This is a genomic window from Microlunatus phosphovorus NM-1 (assembly GCF_000270245.1).
Classification (GTDB): Bacteria; Actinomycetota; Actinomycetes; order Propionibacteriales; family Propionibacteriaceae; genus Microlunatus; species Microlunatus phosphovorus.
The window spans coordinates 4,149,076-4,174,765 of sequence record NC_015635.1; the positions used below are offsets into that span (position 1 = coordinate 4,149,076).

General features: G+C 66.5%; 23 protein-coding genes, 1 tRNA gene and 1 pseudogene. 20 read left to right on the forward strand and 5 right to left on the reverse strand.

From position 1 onward, the window contains the following. Positions 1-20 precede the first annotated feature (20 nt). From MLP_RS18585 to MLP_RS18605, 5 genes are all read right to left on the reverse strand, one after another. A complete protein-coding gene (locus MLP_RS18585) occupies positions 21-1,241 on the reverse strand; it encodes a phosphatidylglycerol lysyltransferase domain-containing protein (RefSeq protein WP_156821215.1) in 1,221 nt (406 codons plus the stop codon). A 159-nt stretch (positions 1,242-1,400) separates the two neighbouring features. After that, positions 1,401-2,162, reverse strand: coding sequence for an ABC transporter permease (locus MLP_RS18590; protein ID WP_013864702.1), 762 nt, complete (start codon positions 2,160-2,162; stop codon positions 1,401-1,403). After that, positions 2,159-2,995, reverse strand: coding sequence for an ABC transporter ATP-binding protein (locus MLP_RS18595; protein ID WP_013864703.1), 837 nt, complete (start codon positions 2,993-2,995; stop codon positions 2,159-2,161). Before MLP_RS18595 ends, MLP_RS18590 begins: the two co-directional genes overlap by 4 nt. Then, positions 2,992-3,360 carry a DUF1048 domain-containing protein gene (locus MLP_RS18600; protein ID WP_013864704.1) on the reverse strand — a complete coding sequence of 123 codons (369 nt, stop codon included), beginning with the start codon at positions 3,358-3,360 and terminating at the stop codon, positions 2,992-2,994. Before MLP_RS18600 ends, MLP_RS18595 begins: the two co-directional genes overlap by 4 nt. After that, positions 3,357-3,686: a PadR family transcriptional regulator gene (locus tag MLP_RS18605; RefSeq protein WP_013864705.1), complete on the reverse strand. Its 330-nt coding sequence runs from the start codon at positions 3,684-3,686 to the stop codon at positions 3,357-3,359. Before MLP_RS18605 ends, MLP_RS18600 begins: the two co-directional genes overlap by 4 nt. 220 nt (positions 3,687-3,906) lie before the next feature. On the opposite strand from MLP_RS18605, the gene MLP_RS18610 reads away from it, so the two are divergent. The 20 genes and pseudogenes from MLP_RS18610 (at position 3,907) to MLP_RS18700 (ending at position 25,690) form a co-directional block, all read left to right on the forward strand. Then, positions 3,907-5,571: an MFS transporter gene (locus MLP_RS18610; RefSeq protein WP_013864707.1), complete on the forward strand. Its 1,665-nt coding sequence runs from the start codon at positions 3,907-3,909 to the stop codon at positions 5,569-5,571. Beyond that, the gene (locus MLP_RS18615; RefSeq protein ID WP_013864708.1) at positions 5,568-6,785 is read left to right on the forward strand and encodes a sensor histidine kinase; all 1,218 of its coding nucleotides are present in this window, start codon (positions 5,568-5,570) and stop codon (positions 6,783-6,785) included. The genes MLP_RS18610 and MLP_RS18615 overlap by 4 nt, the downstream gene beginning before the upstream one ends. Beyond that, complete coding sequence (locus MLP_RS18620) at positions 6,782-7,405, forward strand: response regulator (RefSeq protein WP_013864709.1); 624 nt, start codon at positions 6,782-6,784, stop codon at positions 7,403-7,405. Before MLP_RS18615 ends, MLP_RS18620 begins: the two co-directional genes overlap by 4 nt. Positions 7,406-7,525: 120 nt before the next feature. After that, entirely contained in the window at positions 7,526-8,554 is a 1,029-nt protein-coding gene (gene dhaK, locus MLP_RS18625) for a dihydroxyacetone kinase subunit DhaK (RefSeq protein WP_013864710.1), read from the forward strand. Between the two features lie 19 nt (positions 8,555-8,573). Continuing rightward, complete coding sequence (dhaL, locus tag MLP_RS18630; protein WP_013864711.1) at positions 8,574-9,224, forward strand: dihydroxyacetone kinase subunit DhaL; 651 nt, start codon at positions 8,574-8,576, stop codon at positions 9,222-9,224. Positions 9,225-9,236: 12 nt separating this feature from the next. Further along, a pseudogene (gene dhaM, locus MLP_RS29345) lies at positions 9,237-9,635 on the forward strand (dihydroxyacetone kinase phosphoryl donor subunit DhaM); the annotation flags it as partial. A gap of 90 nt (positions 9,636-9,725) precedes the next feature. Continuing rightward, entirely contained in the window at positions 9,726-11,828 is a 2,103-nt protein-coding gene (gene ptsP, locus MLP_RS18635; RefSeq protein WP_331442789.1) for a phosphoenolpyruvate--protein phosphotransferase, read from the forward strand. A 392-nt stretch (positions 11,829-12,220) separates the two neighbouring features. After that, positions 12,221-13,375, forward strand: coding sequence for a Mur ligase family protein (locus tag MLP_RS18640; RefSeq protein ID WP_041792959.1), 1,155 nt, complete (start codon positions 12,221-12,223; stop codon positions 13,373-13,375). Between the two features lie 3 nt (positions 13,376-13,378). Further along, a complete protein-coding gene (locus MLP_RS18645) occupies positions 13,379-14,110 on the forward strand; it encodes a type 1 glutamine amidotransferase (RefSeq protein ID WP_013864715.1) in 732 nt (243 codons plus the stop codon). 26 nt (positions 14,111-14,136) lie between these two features. After that, the gene (locus MLP_RS18650) at positions 14,137-14,799 is read left to right on the forward strand and encodes a lysoplasmalogenase family protein (RefSeq protein WP_013864716.1); all 663 of its coding nucleotides are present in this window, start codon (positions 14,137-14,139) and stop codon (positions 14,797-14,799) included. Positions 14,800-14,804: 5 nt separating this feature from the next. Next, a complete protein-coding gene (locus tag MLP_RS18655) occupies positions 14,805-15,695 on the forward strand; it encodes an aldo/keto reductase (RefSeq protein WP_041792963.1) in 891 nt (296 codons plus the stop codon). Between the two features lies 1 nt (position 15,696). Next, a complete protein-coding gene (locus tag MLP_RS18660; RefSeq protein ID WP_013864718.1) occupies positions 15,697-17,286 on the forward strand; it encodes a phytoene desaturase family protein in 1,590 nt (529 codons plus the stop codon). Positions 17,287-17,495: 209 nt separating this feature from the next. Continuing rightward, positions 17,496-17,571 (forward strand) — tRNA-Lys (locus MLP_RS18665). Between the two features lie 539 nt (positions 17,572-18,110). Continuing rightward, the gene (locus tag MLP_RS18670; protein WP_013864719.1) at positions 18,111-18,662 is read left to right on the forward strand and encodes a hypothetical protein; all 552 of its coding nucleotides are present in this window, start codon (positions 18,111-18,113) and stop codon (positions 18,660-18,662) included. Between the two features lie 321 nt (positions 18,663-18,983). After that, positions 18,984-20,486: a DEAD/DEAH box helicase gene (locus tag MLP_RS18675; RefSeq protein WP_013864720.1), complete on the forward strand. Its 1,503-nt coding sequence runs from the start codon at positions 18,984-18,986 to the stop codon at positions 20,484-20,486. 17 nt (positions 20,487-20,503) lie between these two features. After that, positions 20,504-21,514 carry an aldo/keto reductase family protein gene (locus MLP_RS18680; protein ID WP_013864721.1) on the forward strand — a complete coding sequence of 337 codons (1,011 nt, stop codon included), beginning with the start codon at positions 20,504-20,506 and terminating at the stop codon, positions 21,512-21,514. A gap of 23 nt (positions 21,515-21,537) precedes the next feature. Beyond that, entirely contained in the window at positions 21,538-22,161 is a 624-nt protein-coding gene (locus tag MLP_RS18685) for an IMPACT family protein (RefSeq protein ID WP_013864722.1), read from the forward strand. Positions 22,162-22,335: 174 nt separating this feature from the next. Next, positions 22,336-23,544 carry an ABC transporter substrate-binding protein gene (locus tag MLP_RS18690; RefSeq protein WP_197536440.1) on the forward strand — a complete coding sequence of 403 codons (1,209 nt, stop codon included), beginning with the start codon at positions 22,336-22,338 and terminating at the stop codon, positions 23,542-23,544. A gap of 122 nt (positions 23,545-23,666) precedes the next feature. Then, complete coding sequence (locus MLP_RS18695) at positions 23,667-24,830, forward strand: carbohydrate ABC transporter permease (RefSeq protein WP_049804592.1); 1,164 nt, start codon at positions 23,667-23,669, stop codon at positions 24,828-24,830. Further along, positions 24,827-25,690 carry a carbohydrate ABC transporter permease gene (locus MLP_RS18700; protein ID WP_041790269.1) on the forward strand — a complete coding sequence of 288 codons (864 nt, stop codon included), beginning with the start codon at positions 24,827-24,829 and terminating at the stop codon, positions 25,688-25,690. Before MLP_RS18695 ends, MLP_RS18700 begins: the two co-directional genes overlap by 4 nt.

Sequence of the window (25,690 nt, forward strand, 5' to 3'; positions counted from 1 at the left end):
CTCACTCGTTCTGATAGCTCCTACGAAGCCAACCCAACCAGTGAAGCCTCTGCCGGCGGCAGGGACTCGACCGCCTGCTCCGGTTCGACCCTCGTCTTCTTACCAGGCCTGTTCACCCCGGTCACCGGGAGTGCACCACGCAGACCACCACTCACCAGACAAATGACATTCAACAGGGCCATCGGCATCCCGGGTCCGCCACGGGCGGCGATGTAGCGCGGTTGCCAGTCCGGTTTGAAGCGGACTTTGAACTGGCGTAAGCCCTGGAAGTTGTAGAAGTGCTCGCCGTGCAGATGCAGGAAGTGCCCGACGCGCTCCCAGAAGGGCGCGGCTTCATCTCGGCAGAGGCCAGACAGCGGCGCCATGCCGAGACTGAAGGTCGAGTAGCTGTGCGCCTGTGCCCAGAGCATCGATTCGACGAACAGCTGGCTCATCACGGTCCGCGGCGCGTCGCTGCGACGACGCATGAGATCGACCTTCACCTCGCCGCCGCCGCCGCTGGCCCACAACGAAGCAAAAGCGATGATCTTCCCGTTCCGGCGGGTGACGGCGACCGGGAATCGAGCGACGTACGCGTCATCGAAGGCGCCCAGCGAGAACGACTTCTCCTTGACCTTGCGTTCGGACAGCCAGACGTCGCTGACCTCACGTAGTGCGGGCAGAACCGCAGGGACATCCTCGGGAGCCAGCACCTCGACCGCGCACCCCAGCTTGGCTGCCGCCCGCAACTCAGAGCGAAGCTTGGCGCGATGACCGCCCTGCATGCTGAAGGCGGCCAAGTCGATCACCGCCTCCTCGCCCAGTTTGTGCAAGCTCAGCCCGACACGCCTATACCGTTCCGCGTTGCTCTCGCGTACGCAATAGAACACCGGCCGGCCAGAGCGCCGATCGCACTCTGCGACGAAACGAGACAGCAGGTCGTCGAACTCGTCCGGGGTCCCGATCGGGTCGCCCATCACCACCCAACTGCGACCTCGGATCTGAAACATCACGAAGGCGTTGCCCTCGCTGGAGAAGAAGACTCGCTTGTCACCGGTCCACAACAACGATGCGTCTCCGTGCAGGGCCTGGGCCACAAGTTGCTCGGCGCGCTGCAGATCAGCTTCGTCCGCAATTCCCGGTCTCTGACGAACGCCGCGTCCCCGGATCAGCCGAACTGCGCGCGCCCGAATCGTCCTTGGAGTCCCGGAGTTCATCGCTGCCTCCGGACCTCGGCTGGGCTCGTCGGTGGACGCTGGCATCGGCGGCCCTCCCTTGTTTCAGCATCGTCGGTGTCAGCGATACGCAGTCTAGAAGATCTGATCGCAAATATATGAACCGTTGAGGGTTCGCATCAGGACGCGAACCGCCGACGGGTCTTTGCGAGTCAGATCCGCGGGAGCGACTCGAGGCCGCGGACCTCAGCTGAACTTCCGCCGATAGACGACCATCGCGAAGGCATAGGCGACGATCAGGATCGCCACGCACCAGGCAAGGGCGAGCCAGATGTCGTTGCTCACCGGCTGTTGGGTGGCCAGATCGCGAATCGAGTTGACGATGGAGGTCACCGGCTGGTGTTCGGCGAAGGCACGTACCGGGCCTGGCATGGTGTCGGTCGGCACGAAGGCCGAGCTGATGAACGGCAGCAGGATGAGTGGGTAGGAGAAGGCACTGGCACCGTCCACCGACTTCGCGGTGAGGCCGGGAATCACCGCGATCCAGGTCAGCGCAAGGGTGAACAGGAGCAAGATCCCGAGGATGGCGAGCCACGCCAGAATCCCTGCTCCCGAACGGAAGCCCATCAACAACGCGACGAGCACGACGACCAGGAGCGAGATCAGATTGGCGACCAGCGAGGTCCCGACATGAGCCCAGAGCACCGACGACCGCGCGATCGGCATGGACTGAAACCGTTCGAAGATGCCGCCCTTCAGATCCAGGAAGAGTCGGAACGCGGTATAGGAGATCCCGGAGGCGATCGTGATCACCAAGATGCCTGGCAGCAGATAGCTCAGATAGGAGTCCGAGCCGGAGTTGATGGCGCCGCCGAGTACGTAGACGAACAGCAGCATGAAGGCGATCGGCATGACCGTGGTCGTGATGATGGTGTCGGGGCTGCGCAGGATGTGGCGGAGGGACCGTCCGAGCAGGACGGACGTGTCGCCGAAGAAGTGCTTGGTCATCGATGTTCCTCACTCGACGTCGCGGTGGTGCCGCTGCCGGCGTCATCGCCCTTTCCCTTGTTTCCGACCAGGCTCAGGAAGACGTCCTCGAGAGTCGGCTGCTTCTCCACGTACTCGACCTTGGCGGGCGGGAGCAACTGCTTGAGTTCGGCCAACGTGCCGTTCACGATGATCCGTCCTTCATGGAGGATCGCGATCCGATCGGCCAGCTGTTCGGCCTCGTCCAGATACTGCGTGGTGAGCAGCACGGTGGTGCCCTGCTCGGCAAGTTGTTTGACCGACTGCCAGACCTCGATCCTTGCCTGCGGATCCAAGCCGGTCGTCGGCTCGTCGAGGAAGATCACAGGCGGCTTCCCGATGAGACTCATCGCGATGTCCAGCCGACGACGCATGCCACCGGAGTACGTCGACACCTTCCGGCCGGCCGCCTCGGTCAGGGAGAAGCGGTCGAGCAGTTCATCTGCGATGTCGCCCGGACCGTCGAGGTGCCGCAGCCGGGCAATCAAGATGAGGTTCTCGCGCCCGCTGAGGATCTCGTCCACGGCAGCGAACTGCCCGGTGAGACTGATGGAATTCCGCACCTCGGCAGGCTGCTGGACGACATCGAAGCCGTTGACCTGGGCCGTTCCGGCGTCGCTTCCTTGCAGCGTGGACAAGATTTTCACGACGGTGGTCTTGCCTGCGCCGTTCGAGCCGAGCAGGGCGAAGATGCTGCCTCGTGCCACGTCGAAGTCGACGCCACGTAGCACCTGGAGCTCCTTGTAGGACTTCTCCAGGCCCTGCACCCGGATCGCAGGTGTGGAGGGCGACGTGCGATCGACGGACACAGTCATGGTCGCGCTTCCTCTTCTTCGGCACGCGCGATCGCCTTGATCAACCGTTCCCGCTCCTTGTTGATCCACTGACCGTCGGAGTAGTTCCGGAGAAAGGTCTCGGCGAATTCCACCGGATCTTCGCCGACGACCGACCGAATCGGCGTCTCGTCCGCAGCCGCCTGCTCGAACAGATCGGCGAGGTCCTCGAGCATCGACATCATCGTGTCGCCCTTGGTGATCGCCCCGAAATACATCAGGTATCGATTCAGCGCCTCGATCGTTTCCCGATAGCTCGCAGGCAGCGCCTTGACGCGCTGCTTGTACTCCCGCCACCGACGCTTGTCGCCGAAGTCACCGACGATCTTCTCGATGAACATGGTCATCTCCCTTCTTGCTGGAGCCGGTCGAGCCGTTCTGAGAGGAAGCTCCAGGTCCTCCAGAACTCTTGGAGGTAGTCGCGGCCCTGCGCGTTGAGCGAATACACCTTGCGCGGCGGGCCTTTCTCGGAGGGCACCTTCACCACGTCGACCAGGCCGCGCTGCTCGATCCTGACCAGCAGCGCGTAGACGGTTCCCTCGGCGAGGTCGGTGAAACCCTGCTCGCGCAGCCACGCCGTGATCTCGTACCCGTACGCGGATCGCATCGACAAGATCGCCAGGACGACGCCCTCCAAGGTGCCTTTGAGCATCTCCGTCATCTGCTTGCCCACCGATGCTCCTCCGACTACTCAGCAGTACTGACTACCAGTACATAGTAACGCTGAGTAGTAGTGACACAAGACCGTCGAGGCACGGATCCTTTGCTGCCCCCGGGATGATGTCCTCCGATCGGAGGACATCAGGTCCGTCCGGTCGTCGGTCCCGGGCTGGCGCTCCACTCGCGAGAGTTGAGACATCCCAACTCCTACGAGGAATGCCAGGAGCGCACCGATGTCTCAACCGTCGCTGTCTCAACCGCCGAGTACTCAACCGAACGGGTCTCAGCTGAGGGCGAGGGCCACCGGCCTCACTCTCGCCGGTCTGATCGTGGCCGTCTCGATGACCACCATCGACCAGACCATCGTCGCCTTGTCCGCACCGACCATCGAGACCGATCTCGGCCTCGGACACGACCTGATGCAGTGGGCGGTGAATGTCTATCTGATCGCCACCGCGGCGGCCTTCCTGCTCGGCGGTCGGCTCGCCGACGTGTTCGGCCACAAGAAGATGGTGCAGATCGGCATCGCTGCTTTCGGTCTCACCTCCCTGCTCTGCGGGCTCGCCCCGACCGACGCGTACGCGGGTGCCTGGCTGATCACCACCCGGGCCCTGCAGGGCGTCGCCGGCGCGATCATGTTCCCGGCCGCGATCGGCATCGTGGTGCAGAGCTTCCCGCGCGAGGGTCGAGCCAAGGCGATGGCGTCCTTCTTCGCCATCACCGGCGCGATGACCGCGATCGGCCCGATCGCCGGCGGCTTCTTGACCCAATGGACCTGGCGGAGCGTGTTCTGGGTCAACGTCCCGCTCGCGATCGTCGCCTCGGCCATCATCGCCGTGTCCGCAGCGCCATCGGTGCGCCGTGACGAGCGGATCGACCTGCCGGGCGCGCTCACCATCGCGGCGGGTCTGGGTGCGATCGTCTTCGGTCTGCAACAGGCCGGCAGCTGGGGCTGGACCAGCCCGTACGTCCTCGCCAGCCTGGTCGCCGGCGTCGTGCTGGTCATCGTCTTCGTGCTGGTCGAGCGCCGAACCGACGAACCGCTGGTCAAGCTCGAGCTGTTCCGCGACCGCGGCTTCGTGATCGTCACGCTGGCCACCTTGTTCGCCTCGATGGCCTTCTTGTCCACCTTCTTCTTCCTGAGTGTGTACGGGCAGGTGTCCCTGGAGCTGACGGCGATCAACACCGGTCTGCTGTTCGGCAAGTTCTTCGTGGGCTTCGTGATCGCGGCGCAGATCGGCTCTCGTCGCTTCGATCAGGTCGGGGCCCGCTCGGTGCTGATCCTGGGTGGCCTGATCGGCGCGGCTGGTTTCGGCTGGCTCGCGGTCAGCGTCACCACCATCCCGGCGAACCCGGGCGCAGTGATCAACCCGCAGACCTGGCCGATCATGCTGGCCGGGGCAGGTGTCGGCTTCATGATCAGCGCCGCATCGACCGACGCGGTCAATCGGGCGATCGGCGCCTCGTACGGCGAGGTCACCGCCATCTCCCAGACGATGCGCAACTTCGGCTCGGCACTCGGCCTCGCGGTGTTCAGCACGCTGGTCACCGGGGTGCTCATCGACAAGCTGACGGCCTCCTTCACCGCACTCGGTGCCCCGGCGGACGCTGCCCGCGAGGTGGTCGGTCGGATCAGCGGGGCTGAGGTCGGCCATGGCACTGGTTCCGGATCGTTCGACCAGCTGCCCACGGCCCTGCAGCAGCAATACCTGCAGGCGGTGCATCAGGGGTACGCCGACGCCGTGGCCTGGGCGTTCGCGGGCGCGGCGATCGCCATGCTGGTGGTGACTCTGTTGGGTCTGTGCTACCCGAAGGGCGTCATCTCGGCGACTTTCGGTGATCACGAAGACTCCGGCTCGGCCGCAGCCGAGAGCGGCACGGCTACAGTCGCGGCATGAGCGACGGCTATCGCCTGGACGTCCGGGCGGTGTCGTTCGGCGGCTGGTCGATCTTCTATCTCCTGGTCACCGTCGGCACGGTCCTGCTCGTGATGGCCAATCCGACCAACTCGGCGACCGGCACCGCGATCTCCGCGGTGCTGGTCGTGGTGTTGGAGGCCCTGTATTGGCTGGTGGCGAGGCCGCGGCTGGCGGGCATCCGCGCCAATTCCGGCCTCGCGTGGACCTTTGCCGCTCTCGCGATCATCCTCTTCACGATCGGCGCGATTCTCAACCCGTGGTCCGCGTTGCTGTTGTTCGCACTGACGCCGCAGATCTTCATGCTGCTCACGCCACGACCGGCGACGGTAGTGATCGGGGCCTTGAATCTGCTGCCGCTGGCCGGCCGATTGCTGATCGAGTCGCACACCGCACGGCAGGTCATCCAGGACATCGGGCAGACGGCGTTCGTGATCACCTTCTCGCTGTTCTTCGCCAGCCGGATCTTGAGCATCAGCAAGCAGAACGAGGAGCGACGCAGGCTGATCGAGGAACTGCGCGAGCGCGAGGCCGAGGTCGCAGCATTGTCGGCGGCCCGCGGGGCGGAAGCGGAGCGGTCCCGGATCTCCCGCGAGCTGCATGACACGCTCGCCCAGGGCTTCGCCTCGATCGTCACGCTCGGCCACGCCGTACAGGGCGAGCTGGACCGCGATCCCGCGGCTGCACGTCGGCACGTGGCACTGATCACCGAGAACGCCCGGGAGAACCTGGCAGAGTCTCGCCGGATCATTGCCGCCCTCGGGCCGGGCAGGCTGGCCGGTGCGTCGTTGTCCGAGGCAGTTCAACGCACCGTGGACACTTGGCGAGAGACGACCGGCACCGACGTACGGCTCACCGCCACGGGGCAGCCGGCCGCGACCTCGGCAGCGATCGACGTGGTCGCGCTCAGGCTCGTTCAGGAGAGCCTGGAGAACGTACGCAAGCACGCCGCAGCCTCTCGAGCAACGGTCACCCTGCGCTATGCGACGGACGAAGTGGCGATCGATGTGCACGACGACGGCACTGGACTCGACCCGACCGCTGCCACCGCGGGATACGGATTGAGTGGCATGAAGGCACGCGTCAGCGAGGTCGGCGGTGTCTTCGACCTGACGAGCGCGCCGGGGCAGGGCACCACGATCCACGCCACACTGCCCCTGACCGGGCCATCAGCGTCGACAGGAGAGGCACCATGATCCGGATCATCCTGGTCGACGATCATCCCCTGGTCCGGGAGGGCATCCGGGGCATGCTCGCCGGCTTCGACGACATCGAGGTCGTCGGGCAGGGTGCCAGCGGCCCGGAAGGTGTGGCGCTAGCAACCAAACTGTCCCCCGACCTGGTGCTGATGGATCTGCGGATGCCCGGCGGCGACGGCGTGACGGCGACCCGGCAGCTCACTGCCAGTGGCACCGCCAGAGTCATGGTTTTGACCACGTACGAGAGCGATGAGGACATCCTGCGCGCCATCGAGGCTGGTGCGACCGGCTATCTGCTGAAGGACATCGCGCCGGGCGCACTCGCCACGGCCATCCGTGCCGCCGCCAGGGGCGAGACCGTGCTGGCGCCGTCGGTGCAGTCCGCGCTGCTGAGCCGGATGCGACAGCCTGGTCCGAGAGTGCCGACCTTGTCCCCCCAGGAGATCGCCGTGCTCGCGGGCGCCGCCCAGGGCAAGACCAACGCGGCCATCGGCACCTCGCTGCACATCAGCGAGACGACGGTGAAGACCTATCTCGGGCGGGCGTACGAGAAGCTCGGCGTCGGCGACCGTACGTCGGCCGTGCGGAAGGCGATCGAGCTGCGGCTGATCGACTGACCAGCTAGGTGAATTTCGATAATCTGCCACACCGATCGGCCGGCGAGCGTGAGCTGAGCGCAGGCACCGCCGCTGTGTGGCAGAGTTTCGAAAACCAGCCGGAGTCGTAGGGTCGGTTCCATGAAGAAGCTGATCAATGACCCCGCTGCGGTGGTCACCGAGTCACTGCGTGGCCTGGCGGCTGCCCATCCGGAGCTGCGCGTTGAGCTGGACCAGCGGATCGTGGTCCGCGGTGACGCACCGGTGGCCGGCAAGGTCGGATTGGTCTCCGGGGGCGGCAGCGGGCACGAGCCGCTGCACGCCGGCTTCGTCGGCGCAGGCATGCTCGACGCGGCTTGTGCCGGTGAGATGTTCACCTCCCCCGTCCCCGATCAGGTGATCGCCGCGACCGCTGCGGTGGACGGTGGCGCGGGCGTCCTGTACATCGTCAAGAACTACACCGGCGACGTGATGAACTTCGAGCTCGCCGCCGAGCTGGCGGCGGCCGAGGGGGTCCAGGTCGAATCGGTGATCGTCGACGACGATGTGGCCGTCCAGGACAGCACCTGGACCGCCGGCCGCCGCGGGGTCGGGCTGACGGTGCTGCTGGAGAAGATCGTCGGCGCCGCTGCCGAGCAGGGCGCTGACTTGGCCGCTTGTGCTGAGTTGGCCCGCCGGATCGTCGCCAACGGTCGCAGCATGGGCGCGGCGCTGACCAGCTGTACAGTCCCGGCGGTGGGCAAGCCCACGTTCGATCTGCCCGACGGCGAGATGGAGCTCGGCGTCGGCATCCACGGGGAGCCCGGCCGCGAACGCGTACCGCTCGCTTCAGCCCACGAGGTCGCACGGCTGCTGGTCGAGCCGATCCTGGCCGATCTCGCCTTTACCAACAACGAGGGCACGAGCGACGAGGGCTCCGGTGAAGACGGAGTGATCTGTTTCGTGAACGGGCTCGGTGCCACGCCGCTGATCGAGCTCTACCTGATGTATGGCGAGATCGCCGACCTGTTGGCCGCCGCGGGTGTCTCGATCGCCCGATCGCTGGTCGGGCCGTACATCACCAGTCTCGACATGGCCGGCTGCTCGGTCACTCTGCTCCGCGCCGATCCTGAGATCCTCGAGCTGTGGGATGCCCCGGTGAACACGCCGGCCCTACGGTGGGGAATGTGAAGGGCGTTGGGAGGGTGAGATGCCCGCTGTCGTGAACCCTGCAGCCGTACGCCGGTGGCTCGATGAGTTCACCCGCCTGATCGAGGCCCACGCGGCTGAGCTGACCGAGCTGGATGCTGCGATCGGCGACGCCGACCATGGCACCAATCTGCAACGCGGGACGACCGCGGTGCGGGAGGCGCTGGCCGGACTCGACTCCGAGACCGGCGTCGGCCCGCTGCTCAAGACCACGGCGATGACCCTGATCAGCAAGGTCGGCGGAGCCAGCGGTCCGCTGTACGGCACCTTGTTCCTGCGCATGTCCACGGCAGCTGGAGACTCTGCAGCCCTGGACGGAGCTGGCTTCGCGACCATGTTCCGGGCTGGGGTCGAGGGCGTAGCCGCCCGCGGCAAGGCGGTGCTCGGCGACAAGACCATGTACGACGCCCTCGCTCCCGCGTGCGACGCGCTCGACGCCGCCTTGGCTGCCGGAAGCGACCTGAGTGCAGCTCTCGACTCAGCCGCGGCCGCCGCAGCGCAAGGCCGCGATTTCGTGACCCCACTGGTAGCTCGCAAGGGCCGAGCCAGCTATCTGGGGCAGCGCAGCGCCGACCACCAAGATCCCGGCGCAACCTCCGCGGTGCTGCTCATCCAGGCTGCTGCCACGGCCCTCGGCTCCCCCGCCAACTGAAGCCGGCTAGCGATGGTCGGGATCGTCGTCGTCTCGCACAGCCGCGCGCTGGGCGAGGCGGCCGTGGCGTTGGCCAGGGAGATGGTGCCCGACGCGACGGTGCGGATCGAGGCTGCCGCGGGTCTGGACGAAACCACCTTCGGGACCGATGCGGTCGCCATTGCCGAAGCGATCAGCACCGCTGAGGACGGCGACGGCGTACTGGTCTTGATGGATATCGGCAGCGCCATCTTGTCCGCCGAACTGGCGCTGGAACTGCTCGAGGATGAGGTCCGCCAACGGGTGGCGCTGTCACCAGCGCCGCTCGTGGAGGGCCTGCTGGCGGCCGCCGTCGCAGCCGCGGGAGGAGCCAGCCTCCAGCAGGTCGCTACCGAGTCCAGGTCAGGGCTGGCCGGGAAGCTCACTCAGCTGGGTGAACCGCGAACCGAAGCGCCGGGCAGCCCAGCCAGTGGATCGGTCGTAGTGGCGCCGGCGCCCGCGCTTTCGGCAGCGGATGACGAAGTGCCACCCATCGTCCGAGCCACGTTCACGCTGACCAATGTGCACGGTCTCCATGCCCGACCGGCCGCGCGGCTGGCTCGGTTGGCCGCAGGCCTGGACGCCGACGTCGGGATCCGAAACCTGACAACCGGCACGGACTGGGTCTCCGCTCGGAGCCTGTCCCAGATCGCGATGCTGGGGGCCTTGCAAGGACACGAGCTCGAGGTATCGGCTACTGGACCCGCTGGTCAGGCAGCTGTCGACGCGGTCCTGGCTCTCGCCCGGAACGCCTTTGGCGACCCACTCGCCGCGCCCGAGGCTCAGCCACTCCGCGCCAGCTCCGACTCGCGCAGAGTGGCGAGCAGCGCGCGGGAGGGGGTCGTGCCGGATGAGGTGCCGAAGCTGCTGCGCGGTCTGCCAGCCGCACCGGGAATCGGCATCGGGCCCGCTCAGCTGCTCACTGAGCAACCGGTCGAGATTCCCGAACGGGCCACCGGATCGCCCACCGTGGAGCAGCATCGACTAGGTGATGCGCTGGCGGCGACCGCCGGCGAGCTTCGGACACTCCAGCGACGGACTTGGGATCAGCTCGGCGCTGATGAAGCGGACATCTTCGAGGCTCACCTGGCGCTGCTGGAGGACCCCGAACTGCTGGCTGACGTGGCGACCCGGATCGCCGGCGGTCAATCGGCGGAGTTGGCCTGGGGATCGGCGACCGAGGACATCGCGCAGTCCATCGCAGGGCTCGAGGATGACTATCTGCAGACTCGCGCCGCCGACATCCGCGAGCTGCGAGGGCGGGTGCTCCATTCCTTGGCTGCCCTGGCGACGCCGATCGAGATGACGATCGGCTCACCCGCCGAACCTGACCCCGCGCCCAGTGTGCTGATCGCGCCCGACCTGACAGCAGCCGAGGCCGCCGGCCTCGAGCCGACGACCACACTCGCGGTCGCGCTGGCCCTCGGCAGCCCGACCTCCCACGCCTCGATCCTGATCCGGGCCCGCGGTATTCCGCTGGTCGTCGCCGCCGGCCCGACGCTGCTGATGACGCCCGCCGGATCCGAGCTTGCGGTGAACGGCGACACGGGTGAGATCCAGCTCAGCCCGGACAGCGCCACCCGAACCGTGCTGCTTGATCGAGCGAGGCGACAGGCAGCCGATCGAGCCGCCGCTGCCCAATCGTCCGGGCGCCCTGCGCGCACCACCGACGGGCTCCAGATCCTGGTTGGCGCCAATCTCGGGTCGCTCGATGACGCGCTGACCGCCGCCGAGTCGGGCGCAGACCTCGCCGGTCTGGTGCGTACCGAGTTCTTGTTCTCAGGTCGCGACACCGCACCCGACGTCGACGAGCAGGTCGAGGTCTACCGCACCCTTGCTGAGACCATCGGCGGCCGCCGGCTGACCCTGCGCACCCTCGATGTGGGCGGTGACAAGCCGCTCTCCTACGCCCCCACCCCAGCGGGCGCCAACCCCTTCCTCGGCGTCCGTGGTCTGCGGCTGTCGCTGGCTCACCCGGCCCTGTTCCGAGATCAGCTTCGGGCCATCGTCCGGGTCGCACGTGAGACGTCGGTGAGCATCATGTTTCCGATGGTGAGCACTCTGACCGAGGTCCATGCGGCACGTCGACTGCTTGACGAGGTGATCGCGTCCGAGGGCCACGGCACACCGGCGGGACTGGAGGTCGGGATCATGGTCGAGGTGCCGGCGGTCGCGCTCAAGGCCGCCGAGTTTGCCGCCGCGATCGACTTCTTCTCGATCGGCACCAACGACCTGACCCAGTACGCACTCGCCGCCGAGCGCGGCAATCCCGATGTCGCGGCCATCGGCGACGCGTACGACCCTGGCGTGCTCGCCTTGATCCGAGCGGTCTGCCAAGGTGCCGCTGGCGGCCCGCAGGTCGCGGTCTGCGGCGACCTCGCCGGCGACCCTCGGGCCGCCGCGCTGCTCGTCGGACTGGGTGTCGGCACCCTGTCGGTGAGTCCACCCGCGATCCCGCTGGTCAAACAGGCGGTACGAGCGGTTGACTCCGGCCAGGCCGAAGACCTCGCGGTGACCGCCATCGCAATGCCAGGTCCAGCGGAGGTTCGCGCGCTGTGCTTCGACCGAGACGAAGGGCGGCAGTAGTCTTCGCACCGAGTGGCGAGCCATGGACGCTTCATGGACGTCGAAGCATCCGTAGGTCGCCACTCGACTCCAGAGCCGACCCGCAGGAGCCGATCATCGCCAACACATTGATCACTCGGGCGCAATCCGCCCTTGCCACGTCCCACAGAGCCCTGGGGAAGTCTCGCAAGGCCCTGGCCAGGTCGGGCAGAGCTCTGGCCGAGTCCGGCAAGTCCATCGCCGGATCCGCCAAGACCCGCCAAGCCCTTGGCCGCTCCCGCCAGGCGTTGGCGCGACCTGGTCAAGCCCTGGCCGGACCGCGCCTGAGTGTTGCCCGAGCAGCGGGGAAGCTGGCCGCGCGCGCGTCCCGTCTGATGGGTCGTGGTGCCGGGACTGCGATCAAGGGCGCGGTGATGCTCAAGATCGCTCCGCAGGCCCTGGAACAGCTGCTCGCCGGCAAGCATCTTGCGATGGTTTCCGGTACGAACGGCAAGACCACCACCACCCATTTCCTGGCTGCCGCAGTCCGTGCCGGCCTCGACCCGGGTGGGACCCGGGTCGTACACAACGCCGACGGCGCCAACCTGCATGGCGGCATCACCGCCGCGCTCTCGGACAACCGGAGCGCGACCTGGGCCATCATCGAAACCGATGAGCGGGTGGTCGCCGACATGATCCGGCTGGGCCACCCCGAGGTGTTGGTGCTGCTGAACTTCTCTCGCGACCAGCTGGACCGCCACCACGAGATCAAGGCGCTGGGCCGGTCGTGGCGCAACGCACTGGAAGCGGCCGGCGAGCGCGGCCCAGTCGTGGTCGCCAATGCCGATGAGCCGCTGGTGGTCTGGGCCGCGCAGACCGCCCGCGAAGTGGTCTGGGTCGACACCGCAACCACCTGGACCCAAGACGCCTCGCTCTGCCCGCAGTGCGGAGCCCTGCTGCTCCATGACCAGCCCGACGAGACCGGCGGCCAGGGCGGTGGGTGGCGCTGCTCCGGCTGCGAGCTTGCCCAACCTGCCGCCAGCTATCGCGTGGTTGACGGTCGGATCGTCGATCCCGACGGGAAGTCCTTCGACCCGGAGCTGCAGGTGCCGGGTGCTTTCAACATCAGCAACGCTGCCTGCGCGATGGCGGCCGCGGCCCAGCTCGGAGTGCCGAGCGCGACGGCGATCGCCGGCATGCGTACGGTGACCGCACCCGCCGGCCGGTTCGCCACCACTCGGTTCGGTGACACCACCGCCCGACTGCTGCTCGCGAAGAACCCGGCCGGCTGGGCCGAGGCGCTGCCGCTGGCGCAGAGCGACGTCGTGGTGCTGGCCATCGACTCCGCGGCCGCCGACGGCAGGGATGTCTCGTGGCTGTGGGATGTCGAGTACGAGCAGCTGGCCGGCCGAACGGTGGTCGCGACCGGGCCCCGGGCTCAGGACTTGGCGGTCCGGCTCGCGTACGCGGAGGTGGCGTGCCGCTGCGTACCCGACCTGGCCGAGGCACTCGACGGTCACCCCGAGCCGGTGGACGTGATCGCCACGTACACACCGTTCCAGCGGCTGCGGAAGATGGGGGGCGTCTAGATCATGGCTGCACCGACGAAGGCACCAATCGAGATCGTGCTCGTCTATCAGTCGCTGCTGGGCATCTACGGCGACCGCGGCAATGCCACCGTGCTGACCAAGCGGCTGCAGTGGCGGGGCTACGAGACCACATTGACCGTGGTCGAACCGGGCGATCCGCTGCCGGCGGGCGGTCAGGTCTATCTGCTCGGTGGGGGTGAGGACGCCGCCCAGATCTCCGCGGTGAACGCGCTGCGTACCGACGGCGGTCTCCAGCGGGCCGTCGACCGCGGCGCGGCCGTGTTCGCGGTCTGCGCCGGCTATCAGATCATCGGCACCAGCTTCACCGTCGGTGAGCACGACGAGGTGGTGGAGGGGCTCGGGCTGCTGGACGTCAGCACCCGGCGCGGACCGACGCGCGCTGTCGGCGAGATCCTCACCCACTGGATCGGCCGGGAAGGCCAGGACGCCTGGCTGACCGGGTTCGAGAACCACGGCGGGTACACGACACTCGGGCGGTCCGCGACCCCGCTCGCCACCGTCGAGATCGGGGTCGGCAACGACGGGCGCGGCACGGAGGGTGCCGTCAACGGCCTGGTGATCGGCACCTATCCGCACGGTCCGGTGCTGGCCCGCAATCCCGCGCTGGCCGACCACATCCTGCAGCTCGCCCTCGGTGAAGGGCTGGCACCGCTGGATCGGCCCGAGATCGACGAGTTGCGACGGGAGCGGCTGGCGGCCGTGCAGCGGGCCTGAATCGGACGCCCATCTACCCTGGGAGCATGCCCCACCGACGCAGCGCAGTGGCCCTGGGCTGCTTCGCGGCGGTCGCGATTGTCGATCTCGTTGCCGAGTTCGCGGGTTGGTTGCCCGTGTCGTGGGGCTGCCGCATGCTGCTGATGCCGTTGCTGATCTGGGTGTGCTGGTCCGGGGCAGTTCGGCGTACCCGGCTGTTGATCCTGGTCATGGTCGCGCTCGGCTTCTCCTGGCTCGGCGACTTTGCCGGGTTCACGATCTTGCTCAAGATCGGCTTCTTCCTCGTTGCCCAGGTCGTCTACATCGCGGCCTTCCGGCCCTACTGGCGACGCAGCCTGCTGACTCGACCGCCTCTGCTGGTGGCGTACGTCATTGTGCTGACCGCAGTGATCGCGATCGCGGCTGTCGCAGCTGGACCTCTGGCACCGGCGGTCGCGATCTACGGCGCAAGCCTGGCATTGATGGCGGTGCTGGCCACCGGCGTGGCGCGGCTGGCAGGAATCGGCGGCTTCTTGTTCCTGCTGTCGGACATCGTGCTCGCGGTGAACTACTTCATCGCTCCGGGAGCCATTCCGCACGGGGCGTTCGTGAACATGTCGATCTATCTGCCTGCTCAGCTGCTGCTCGCATTCGGTACCGTGCAAGCGATCTCAGTGGAGGCATCGGAGGAGGCTGAACCGGTAGCGTGACCGGTATGCAGACCCGCGCTCTCGGCCCCTTCACCGTCTCCGCGATCGGTCTCGGTGGCATGCCGATGTCGATGAACAACGATCGCGTCTTCCCCACCGAGGATGAGGCGATCACCACCATCCATGCGGCTCTGGATGCCGGCATCACTTTCATCGACACCGCCGACATCTACGCTCCGTCGTGGGACACCATGGGCCACAACGAGCAGCTCGTCGGCAAGGCGTTGAAGACGTACGGCGGCGACACCGACCAGATCGTGGTGGGCACCAAGGGCGGCATCACTCGGGCCGAGGGTGAGACCTGGGGTCGTGACGGCTCGCTGACCTATCTCCGGAAGGCGGTGGAGAAGTCGCTGCGCAAGCTCGACGTCGAGGTGATCGATCTCTATCAGTGGCATCGTCCCGACCGATCGATGGCCTATGCCGACGCGATCGGCAACTTCAAGACCCTGCAGGATGAGGGCAAGATCAAGGCCATCGGCATCTCCAATGCGAACGTCGAGGAGATCCAGATCGCGATCGATGTGCTGGGCGAGGGTGGTCTGGCGAGTGTGCAGAACGAGTTCTCCCCGAAGTTCCGGTCCAGCGCCGATGAGTTGGAGTTCTGCGGTCAGCAGGGGGTCGCGTTCCTGCCGTGGAGCCCGCTGGGCGGCACCGGTGGTGGCGGCGGTCGGGATGTCGGCGATCGGTTCGCGGCGCTCCGGGAGATCGGCGAAGCACACGGGGTGAGCCCGCAGCAGGTCGTACTCGCCTGGGAGCTGTCGTTGGGCGACCACGTCCTCCCGATCCCGGGGGCGCGTCGGCCTGCCTCCATCACAGACTCAGCCCGAGCCGCGGATCTGCAGCTGAGCGCCGAGGAGCTGGCCCGTTGTTCAGCGACGCCCGGGGTGCACTGAGATGGCGGCGGGCGTCTTAGGCTCCGGGCAGCCGGACCATGATGTGGTGATCGTCGGCGGCGGCCACAACGGGCTGGTCGCTGCCGCGTACCTCGCCCGGGAGGGTTTGGATGTGACGGTCTTGGAAGCGCAGCCACGCTTCGGCGGTGCGGTCGCCAGCGCGCAGATCTTCGACGGGGTGGCGATCAAGCTATCGAGGTTCTCGTATCTGGTGTCGCTGCTGCCGCAGCAGATCATCGATGACCTCGATCTTGATCTCGACCTGCGTTCCCGCAGGGTCGCGTCCTATACGCCGGCCGACGACGGTGGGCTGTTGGTCGAGCGTCAGCACGGCGAGGCGACCCGGGCGTCATTCGCGGCCGGACCCGGGTCTGCCTCGTACGAGGCCTTCTCCGAGTTGGAGGCTGATCTGCACCGGTTCGCGAGTGTGGTCGCACCGACCCTGACTGGGCCGCTGCCCTCCGCCGGTGAGCTCCGGGTGCGGGTGGGCGAGGAACTGTGGGACGCCCTGGTGGAGCGACCGATCGGTGAGCTGATCGAGGAACGGATCGCCGACGACACCGTACGCGGGATCGTGCTGACCGATGCGTTGATCGGCACCTTCGCCAGTGCCCACTCCCCTGCCCTGCAACAGAACCGCTGCTTCCTCTACCACGTGGTCGGCAACGGCACCGGCGAGTGGAAGGTACCGGTCGGCGGCATGGGCACGGTGGCTGCCGCGCTGGAAACCGCGGCACGCGCTGCTGGGGCGAAGCTGCGGGCCTCTGCGCCGGTCACCGGCTTGGCCCCCGGCGACGAGGGGACTGAGGTTCGGCTCGCCGACGGCGGGGTGCTCACGGCGCGGACCGTACTCGCCAACTGTGCGCCGTGGACCCTGGCCGGACTGCTCGGGGAGCCTGACAGCAAGTCTTCGGAAGCCAAGCCGGCGGGCGCCCAGGTCAAGATCAACATCGTGCTTCGCCGGCTACCTGAGTTCCGTTCCGGCATCGACCCGGAGACCGGGTTCGCGGGCACACTGCATCTCAACCAGGGGTACGCGCAGTTGGAGCACGCGTATCTTGAGGCCGCTGCGGGCCGGGTGCCCGATCCGCTGCCTTGCGAGAGCTACTGCCACTCGCTGACCGACCCGTCCATCGTGTCGCCGGAACTGCAGGAGGCTGGCTTCCATACCTTGACCATCTTCGGTCTGCACACACCGGCGGCACTGTTCTCCTCCGATCACGATGCGGTGCGCGCTCGGGCACTCGAAGCGGCCTTGGCCTCCGTGCAGTCGGCCTTGGCGGAACCGCTGGAGGACTGCATCGCCCGCGACGCGAACGGCGAGCTGTGCATCGAGGTGATGAGCCCGCAAGACGTCGAACGCGAGACCCTGCTGCCCGGTGGGCAGATCTTCCAGGGCGACCTCAGCTGGCCTTGGTTGGCTGAGGGTGAGTCCGCAGAGACACCGGCCGAGCGCTGGGGCGTGGCCACCTATCATCCCTCGATCCTGCTCTGCGGGTCAGGTGCCCGCCGGGGTGGCGCGGTCAGCGGTCTGGGCGGTCACAACGCCGCGATGGCTCTGCTCGAGGATCGTGGGCTGCGCCCGTCCTGACCTGGGACGGGCCGTCTGGCCCCCGCTGTCGTACGAGATCTGCTGGGGACGCAATCGAGTGGTGCGCAGATGCAGCTTCGTTCGTCTGAAACTACATCTGCGCACCTTTCGATCAACCGGCTTCGCCTGGCCCTGCGCCACGCCGGCTCCAGCCCACCCGTGGAACGGATTCGCGAGTACGTGATCGTTTTGCTAGTGTTTCTCCTCGCGCGCCGCTAGCTCAATTGGCAGAGCAGCTGACTCTTAATCAGCGGGTTGGGGGTTCGATTCCCTCGCGGCGCACCATCATCGCACCTAGTCAGTGCGGCATGGCGGCTCCTTCTGCGCGCGCCCCAAATCATCGGTCACTTTGCCGCCCATCGGCACGGGATGTGATGCAGCACGGCGACCGCGGATCTGGTGGACGGCAGGAGGCCCTGCTAGCTCGGGATCGTAGGGCGGGTGGACTGTTCTCTTGTGGTCGGGTTATGACCCCTCGACGTGGCGCCAACTTCGGCACGTTTGGTAGCGGAGCGGAGTCTGGCATTCAATGCGCGGGCGGGCAGACGGCCTCAGCGGGGTGGAGCCGCATGGATTGTCAAACTACTCGCGGGATTCGGTGTCGCGGTTCCAACCTGCCGCCCGCGTCGTAGCAGGCGTACTCGACGAGCTGCCAGGGAATAGTCTGACGTCTCAACACCCGTGCGGCGACTCGCTACCCTTGCGGCCCCTTCGCCTATCTTCACTTCGCCGATTAGGGCGAAGTCTGGTCTGCCGCGAATCCGTCCTTCATTGCCGAAACTGAGGCTATGCACACATAGTCCCGATACCGTACGATTCCCGCCATGCGACGCATCCTCCGGTTGGCAGTTCTTGTTGTAGCAATCTTCAGTTGCGCAGCTTGTCTCGCCACGACAGGCGGAAGCGCGGATGAGAATCCTCCAGCAGGGGTCAACAAGCCGGCCTCAGATTCTTCGGATGAGCCTAGCGAGCCCGAGGAGTCAGCCGGGAGCCAGGAGTTGTCGTTTGGCAAGTCCTACACGTGGGACGACGGCCTAACCATTACCATCGGCAAGCCGTCGAAGTTCAAGCCAAGCGACTACGCAGAGGTTGACGGGGCAAAGGCCTATCGGCGGTTCACCATCACCGTTGTCAACAAGACCTCCGGACCAATTGACCTGGCGGTCACCTACATCACAATGCAATCGAACAACAAGGAAGCCGAGCAAGTATTCGATTCCGAGAAAGGTCTTGAAGGCTCGCCTTCCACCAAGTTGCTCAAGGGTCGTGAATCTGAGTGGGACATCGGATTCGGAGTAGCGAACCCTGACGACATGGTGATGGAGATCGCGATCAACGACAACTTCGAGCGCCCCAGCATCATCTACACGACCTGACTCACCGACTGCGGTTGGCCGGACACTCTTAAGCGAATGCTCGACCTGGTCTCGACACCGGAAGCGGGCAACACCGGCACTGGGACCAAGTCGGGGCGCCGTTCGGAGCAGCAGCCGATCATCGTCCCCTTACTACTTGCCACAGCTGCATCACCCGTCGGACCAGCCGGATCAGCTATGGTTGACCCAGCAGCCTGTCAGGTCTCGCCCCAAGCTGCCGGTGACGTCGAGCGACTTGCTCCTCTCTTCCCGAGTTCTGCGTACGGACCGTGTCGGTCCCGCTTCAGCAGTGGCCATCCCTGGTGAGACATCACGAGAGTTGTGAACTTGCCTACCAGCACGTCCCGCCTGTCCAGCACGTCCCCAGCCGCCAAGGACGCGGCGTCCGCCAGCCCTTCTTTCGCCGACCTCGGCGTACCCGCCCAACTGGTGCACATCCTCACTGAGCGTGGCATCCATACCCCTACTCCGATCCAAGCCGCGACGCTGCGTGATGCGATCGGCGGCCGTGATGTCCTCGGCCGCGGCCGTACCGGCTCCGGCAAGACGTACGCATTCCTGCTGCCGCTGGTCACCCGACTGAGCGCACGGCCGGTCAGGGCCCGATCCCGCAGCCCACGCGCTGTGATCCTCGCCCCGACCCGCGAACTCGTCACCCAGATCGATACCGCCCTGCAACCGCTGGCCGTCGCCACCGGTCTGCGGAGCCGCACGGTCTTCGGCGGCGTCAGTCAGGTGCCACAGACCAAGGCGCTGCAGGGTGGCGTCGACATCGTCGTCGCCTGCCCCGGGCGGCTGGAGGATCTCGTCCAGCAGGGCGCCTGCCGGCTCGACGCGGTCGAGATCACCGTGCTCGACGAGGCCGATCACATGGCCGACCTGGGCTTCCTCCCTGGTGTCACCCGCCTCCTCGCCCAGACACCCCAGAGCGGGCAGCGACTGTTCTTCTCTGCCACCTTGGACAAGGGCATCGACGGCCTGGTCAAGCGCTTCCTGACCCGCCCGGCCCGGCACGAGGCCGACTCACCGCAGGCCCCGGTGACGACCATGGATCACCACGTGCTCCATGTCCGCGAGACACTTCGCGCCGACGTCCTGGCCGATCTCGCCGCTGCACCCGGTCGGACGGTGATCTTCACTCGCACCAAGTACCGCGCCAAGTCGCTCACCCGACAGCTCAATGCCCGCGGCGTTCCGGCCGTCGAGTTGCACGGCAACCTCAGTCAGAACGCCAGAACCCGCAGCATGGACGCCTTCCACGAGGGTCGGGTGTCCACCCTCGTCGCGACCGACATCGCCGCTCGCGGCATCCATGTCGACAACGTCGAGTTGGTGATCCACGCCGATCCGCCGGTCGAACACAAGGCGTACGTGCACCGCTCCGGACGGACGGCCCGCGCCGGCAGCCGCGGCACGGTGGTCACGATGATGACCGATGCCCAGGTCTGCGACGTCCGCGCCTTGACGAAGGCCGCCGGTGTCCGGCCGAGCACCACCGTGGTCGATAGCGTGTCTCACCCGATCCTGCAGCAGCTGGCGGCTGGCGAACGAAGCTTCGGCTCCCCCGAAGCGACCACGGCCACTGCAGCACCCCGCGGGCGGTCCACGACCCGGCCCAAGAACGCCTCGCAACCAGGTCGAAACCGCAAGCCGAACCGGAGCACCGCCGCCAAGCCGGCTGGAGACACGACCCGTCGCACAGACGGCGCTCAATCACGGCGCCAGTCCTCGTCGGGCAGGTCGACCCGGCGCCCGGCTGCCGCTCCAGCCGCCAGCCGTACACAGAGCGCAGCCGATTTCAGCCGACGCGTCCGTACGCGCTAGGCGAGTAGGTTGGCCCGATGCGCTTCCGTTACCTCGGCAACTCCGGCTTCAAGATCTCCGAGATCACCTACGGCAACTGGCTGACCCACGGCTCCCAGGTGGAGAACGACCAGGCGACCGCCTGCGTACGGGCCGCGCTGGACGCCGGGATCACCACCTTCGACACCGCCGACGTGTACGCCAATACCAAGGCCGAGACGGTCCTAGGTCAGGCACTTCAGGGGCAACGCAGGGAGTCACTGGAGATCTTCACCAAGGTCTTCGGCCCGACCGGACCGAAGGGTCACAACGACGTCGGGCTGTCCCGCAAGCACATCATGGAGTCGGCGCACGCCTCGCTGCGCCGGCTACAGACCGACTACATCGACCTCTATCAAGCGCACCGGTTCGACTATGAGACTCCGCTGGAAGAGACGATGCAGGCGTTCGCCGACCTCGTCCGTCAGGGCAAGGTCCTCTATCTCGGCGTGAGCGAGTGGACCGCCGACCAGCTGCGCATCGGCGCCGCCCTGGCCAAGGAGCTCGGGGTCCAACTGATCTCCAACCAGCCGCAGTACTCCGCCTTGTGGCGGGTGATCGAGGGTGAAGTCGTGCCGACCAGCCGCGAGCTTGGCATCTCCCAGATCGTCTGGTCACCCATTGCGCAAGGTGTGTTGACCGGCAAATACCTGCCGGGCCAGCAGCCACCCGCAGGTTCACGGGCTACCGACGACAAGGGTGGCGCGAACATGATCAGGCGCTGGATGCGCGATGACGTGCTCGAGCGGGTGCAGCAGTTGAAGCCGATCGCGGCCGATGCGGGGCTTTCGATGGCAGCGCTGGCGGTGGCCTGGGTGCTGCAGAACGACAACGTGGCCAGCGCGATCATCGGTGCGTCCCGGCCCGAGCAGGTCGCCGACAACGTCGCCGCTGCGGGCGTGACGCTGCCGGCGGACGTGATGGCCCAGATCGACGAGGTGCTGGACCCAGTGGTCGAGCGCGATCCGGCCCGCACCTTGGAGTCCTCGCCGAAGCAGCGCGAGGCATGATCAGCCCGCTAGCCTGACCGGCTGTGGACTCCTATCTCGTGCCGGCACGCGATGCGACGGCCGAGATCGAGGTCAAACGCTCGCGCTTCCTCTGTCGCGTCGCACGCGTCGAGAGCGAGCACGATGCCCGCACCGTGATCGCCGAGGAGCGACGCGCGTACGGGACCGCAGGCCACCACTGCTCCGCCTTCATCCTCGGACCCGACGGCGCCACCCTGCGCAGCAACGACGACGGTGAGCCGTCCGGTACGGCGGGCCCGCCGATCCTCGACGCACTCCAAGGTGCCCAGCTGAGCGATGTGGTCGCCGTCGTGACCCGCTGGTTCGGCGGCACCCTGCTCGGCACGGGCGGACTGGTGCAGGCGTACGGGGACGCGACCCGCGCAGCCCTGCGCGTTGCCGGAACCCGGCGTCGAGAGCTACGGCAGCGGCTGGAGACCACAGTCGACTTCGCCATTGCTGGTCGACTGGAGGACCAGCTCCGGCGGATCGCCGCCATCGAGGTCGACTACGACACCGGCCTCCCCCGACTCCGGGCAGCCGTGGCAACCGCCGATCTCGAAGACGTCAACACCTTGATCCTGACCGCCAGCAACGGCAGCGCCCGGATCACCGAGCTCTCCCCCAGCTGGGTCGACGCGGACTAACCAACCCAGCTGGTCGACGCGGACTGACACCCGCGTACCAGCTCTCGCGCCACACTCCCGAACCTTCCCTCTCGACCTTCCCGATCTCAGAGCTGTGTGTTTGGCCCTCCCGAACCTGGGTAGGCCCGAATTAGCAGATCCGTGGACGCCAGGAACACCGGGAGTGAGGATGGCGTGCTAGGACGCAGAGAACGAGGAAGAGTTCGGATCAAGGTGCTGGCCCTGGCAGCCAGCCTGCTGTCGGTCCTGGCCCTGACCAGTTGTCTGCAAAACCCCAATCCATCAGGTAGTGGCGGTGGCAGTGCCGGCGGTGGCTTCGTCGATGGCGGCGACGAGCAGAAGCAGTTCGAGGCCTCGCTCGCCGAGTTCGAGCAGAGCAGTGGCATCGACATCCAGTACGTGGCCGACACGGACTTCACCACCACCATCAAGCAGAAGGTCAACTCCGGTGACGCGCCGGACCTCGGGTTGTTCCCACAGCCCGGCGGCATCCTCGAGTTCGCGGCCGACGACAAGGTCCAGCCCATCGACACCTATCTCGACTACGACAGCCTGGACCGCAGCCTGGTCCCCGGTTTCCTCGACGCTGCCCGCTACAAGGGCCGCGTCTACGGCGCACCGATGCGGATGGCGGTCAAGAGCATCGTCTGGTATCCAAAGCCCGCCTACACCGACGGCGACTACGACACCTCCCCCAGCTCGATCCAAGAGCTCCAGTCCGACGTCGCTGACAGGATCAAGGCCAGCGGGATCTCCCCCTGGTGCATGGGCTGGGAGTCCGACCAGACGACCGGCTGGGTAGGCAGCGACTGGCTCGAGGAATACATGCTGCGTATGTACGGACCGGACGTCTACGACGACTGGGTGGCGCACCGGATCCCGTTCAACGACAAGCGCGTGGTGCAGGCGCTCGACGAGGTCGCCAAGATCACCAAGACTCCCGGGCAGGTGTTGGGCGACACCAAGGGCATCTTGAACACCCCCTTCGGCGATGCCATGAACCCCGCCTTCGACGACTCGCCGAAGTGCATGATCATGCGCCAGGGCAACTTCATCACCGGCTTCTTCCCCAAGACCGTGCAGCAGAACCTCGACGACCGGGTCGGCATCTACGCGTTCCCACCGTACGAGGGCGGCTACTCCGGCCAGCCGATCATGGGCGGCGGCGACCTGGTGGCGCTGTTCAACGGCAACGACCCCGACGCCCAGGCCGTCGCGCAGTTCCTCACCTCGGACAAGTTCGGCGGCCCGTGGGCGAAGGCCGGCGGCTGGCTTTCCCCGCACCGTACGTTCGATGTCGCCAACTACCCGGACAAGACCACCCGGGAGATCGCCAAGATCGTGGCCGACGCCGACGTGTTCCGGTTCGACGCTCGGATCTGATGCCGAAGGCGGTCGGCTCCGGAACGTTCTGGACCGAGATGGTCAAGTGGCAGAACGGGCAGTCGTCGCAGACGACGGCCGATGCCATCGAAGCCTCCTGGCCCGAGTGACGGGAGCCAGTGATGAGCACTGAGACAAGCACGGTCACCACGCGAGCGCGGCGCGCAGCTGGTCGCGAGAAGGATCCCGACAAGCTGACCAGGTTCCAACCGGGTCGTGGGCTGCTGGGCCTGCTCGGCATGCTGATCGTCGTCTGGTTCCTGGCGAACCTGTTCCTGGCGTTCGGCTACTACCCACAGTGGTTCGGCAACAAGCTGGTCATCGGCGTCGTCGCACTGATCGCGGGCGTCGGGGGCGCGGCCCTGCTGTTCTGGTTCTTGAACATGTTCGTCGAGGCACTGCCCCAACGGTTCTCCCTGGCGATCATCCCGTACGCCTTCCTCCTCCCGGCGTTCGCCCTGGTCGCACTGGTCTTGCTCTATCCGACCATCCAAACGATCAACTACTCCTTCGCCAATGCCGACAGCACCGCCTACATCGGCCTGGCGAACTATCGGACGATCTTCGCCGACAGCGAGTTCTGGGCCTCGGTGATCAACAACATCCTCTGGCTGGTGATCGTGCCGGCCGTCACCGTGGGTCTGGGTGTGGTGATCGCGGTGCTGGCGGACAAGCTGTCGGCCACCGGCGAGCGGGTGTCCAAGGGACTGATCTTCGTCCCGATGGCGATCTCCTTCGTGGCCGCGACCGCGGTGTGGGGCTTGGTGTACGCCTACAACCCGGCCGAGCAGTCCCAGACCGGTCTGCTGAACGCGATCTGGACCTCTTTCGGCGGCGAGCCGCAGACCTGGCTCGCCATCGAGTCGGCCAAGCTCAACAGCATCCTGCTGATGGTGATCTTGATCTGGATGCAGGCCGGGTTCGCCATGGTGTTGCTCAGCGCAGCGATCAAGGGCGTACCGGACGACACCGTGGAAGCAGCGCGGATCGATGGCGCCACGGAGTTCCAGGTCTTCCGACTGGTCGTGATCCCGCAGATCGCCGGCACCATCATCACCGTCTTCGTCACGGTGTTCATCCTGGTGCTCAAGGTCTTCGACATCGTGTACGTGTCGACGAACGGCGCCTACGACACCAACGTGCTCGCCAACCTCTTCTTCAACAAGCTGTTCGCCGCCGGCGAGGCGGGCCAGGCCAGCGCCATCGTGGTGGTGCTGCTGGTCGCGGTGTCGCCGTTGATCTGGTTCCAGATCAAGACCTTCCGTGAGGGGGATACAGCCCGATGACTCGTTCTTTGATGCGTGACGGTCGCCCCCGCAGCTACGTGGCGATCACCGTCATGTTCCTGCTTGCCCTGTTGTGGTGCATACCGACGATTGGGGTGCTGGTCACCTCATTCCGTACCCGCGACGACGCCCTGCAGTCAGGCTGGTGGACAGCCTTGTTCAACCCCGCCGGCGCGGACTGGACCACCAGCAACTACGGAGGTGCCTGGACCGGGGCTGACATGGGTCCGGCCTTCTTGAACACCATCGTGGTCGCGGTGCCCGGCACCGTCATCCCGATCATGTTCGCCGCCTTTGCCGCGTACGCGTTCACCTTCATGAAGTTCCCCTTCAAGGAGTTCTTCTTCCTGCTCATCATCGCCGTGATGGTGGTGCCCATCCAGGTGGGCTTCCAGCCGATGCTGAACCTGCTCGGACCGAACGGGCTGGGCGTCTCCGGACAGTACATCGCGGTCTGGCTGCTGCACACCGGCTTCGGCATGCCGTTATGCATCTACACGCTGCGCAACTACATGAGCACGCTGCCGACCAGCGTGGTCGAATCGGCGAAGGTGGATGGCTGCTCGCACTACCAGACGTTCTGGCGGCTGGTGGCACCGATGTCGGCGCCGGCCATCGCCGCCTTCGCGACACTGCAGTTCCTGTGGGTGTGGAACGACCTGCTGATCGCCAAGCTGTTCTTGAAGCAGGAGAACACGACCGTGATCGTGAAGCTGCAGCAACTGCTCGGCACCCAGGGTCAGGGCCAAGAGCTGCTGACCGCCGGCGCGCTGATCACCATGATCGTGCCGCTGATCGTGTTCGTCAGTCTGCAGCAGTTCATGGTGCGTGGCATGACCTCAGGGGCGGTCAAGGGCTGA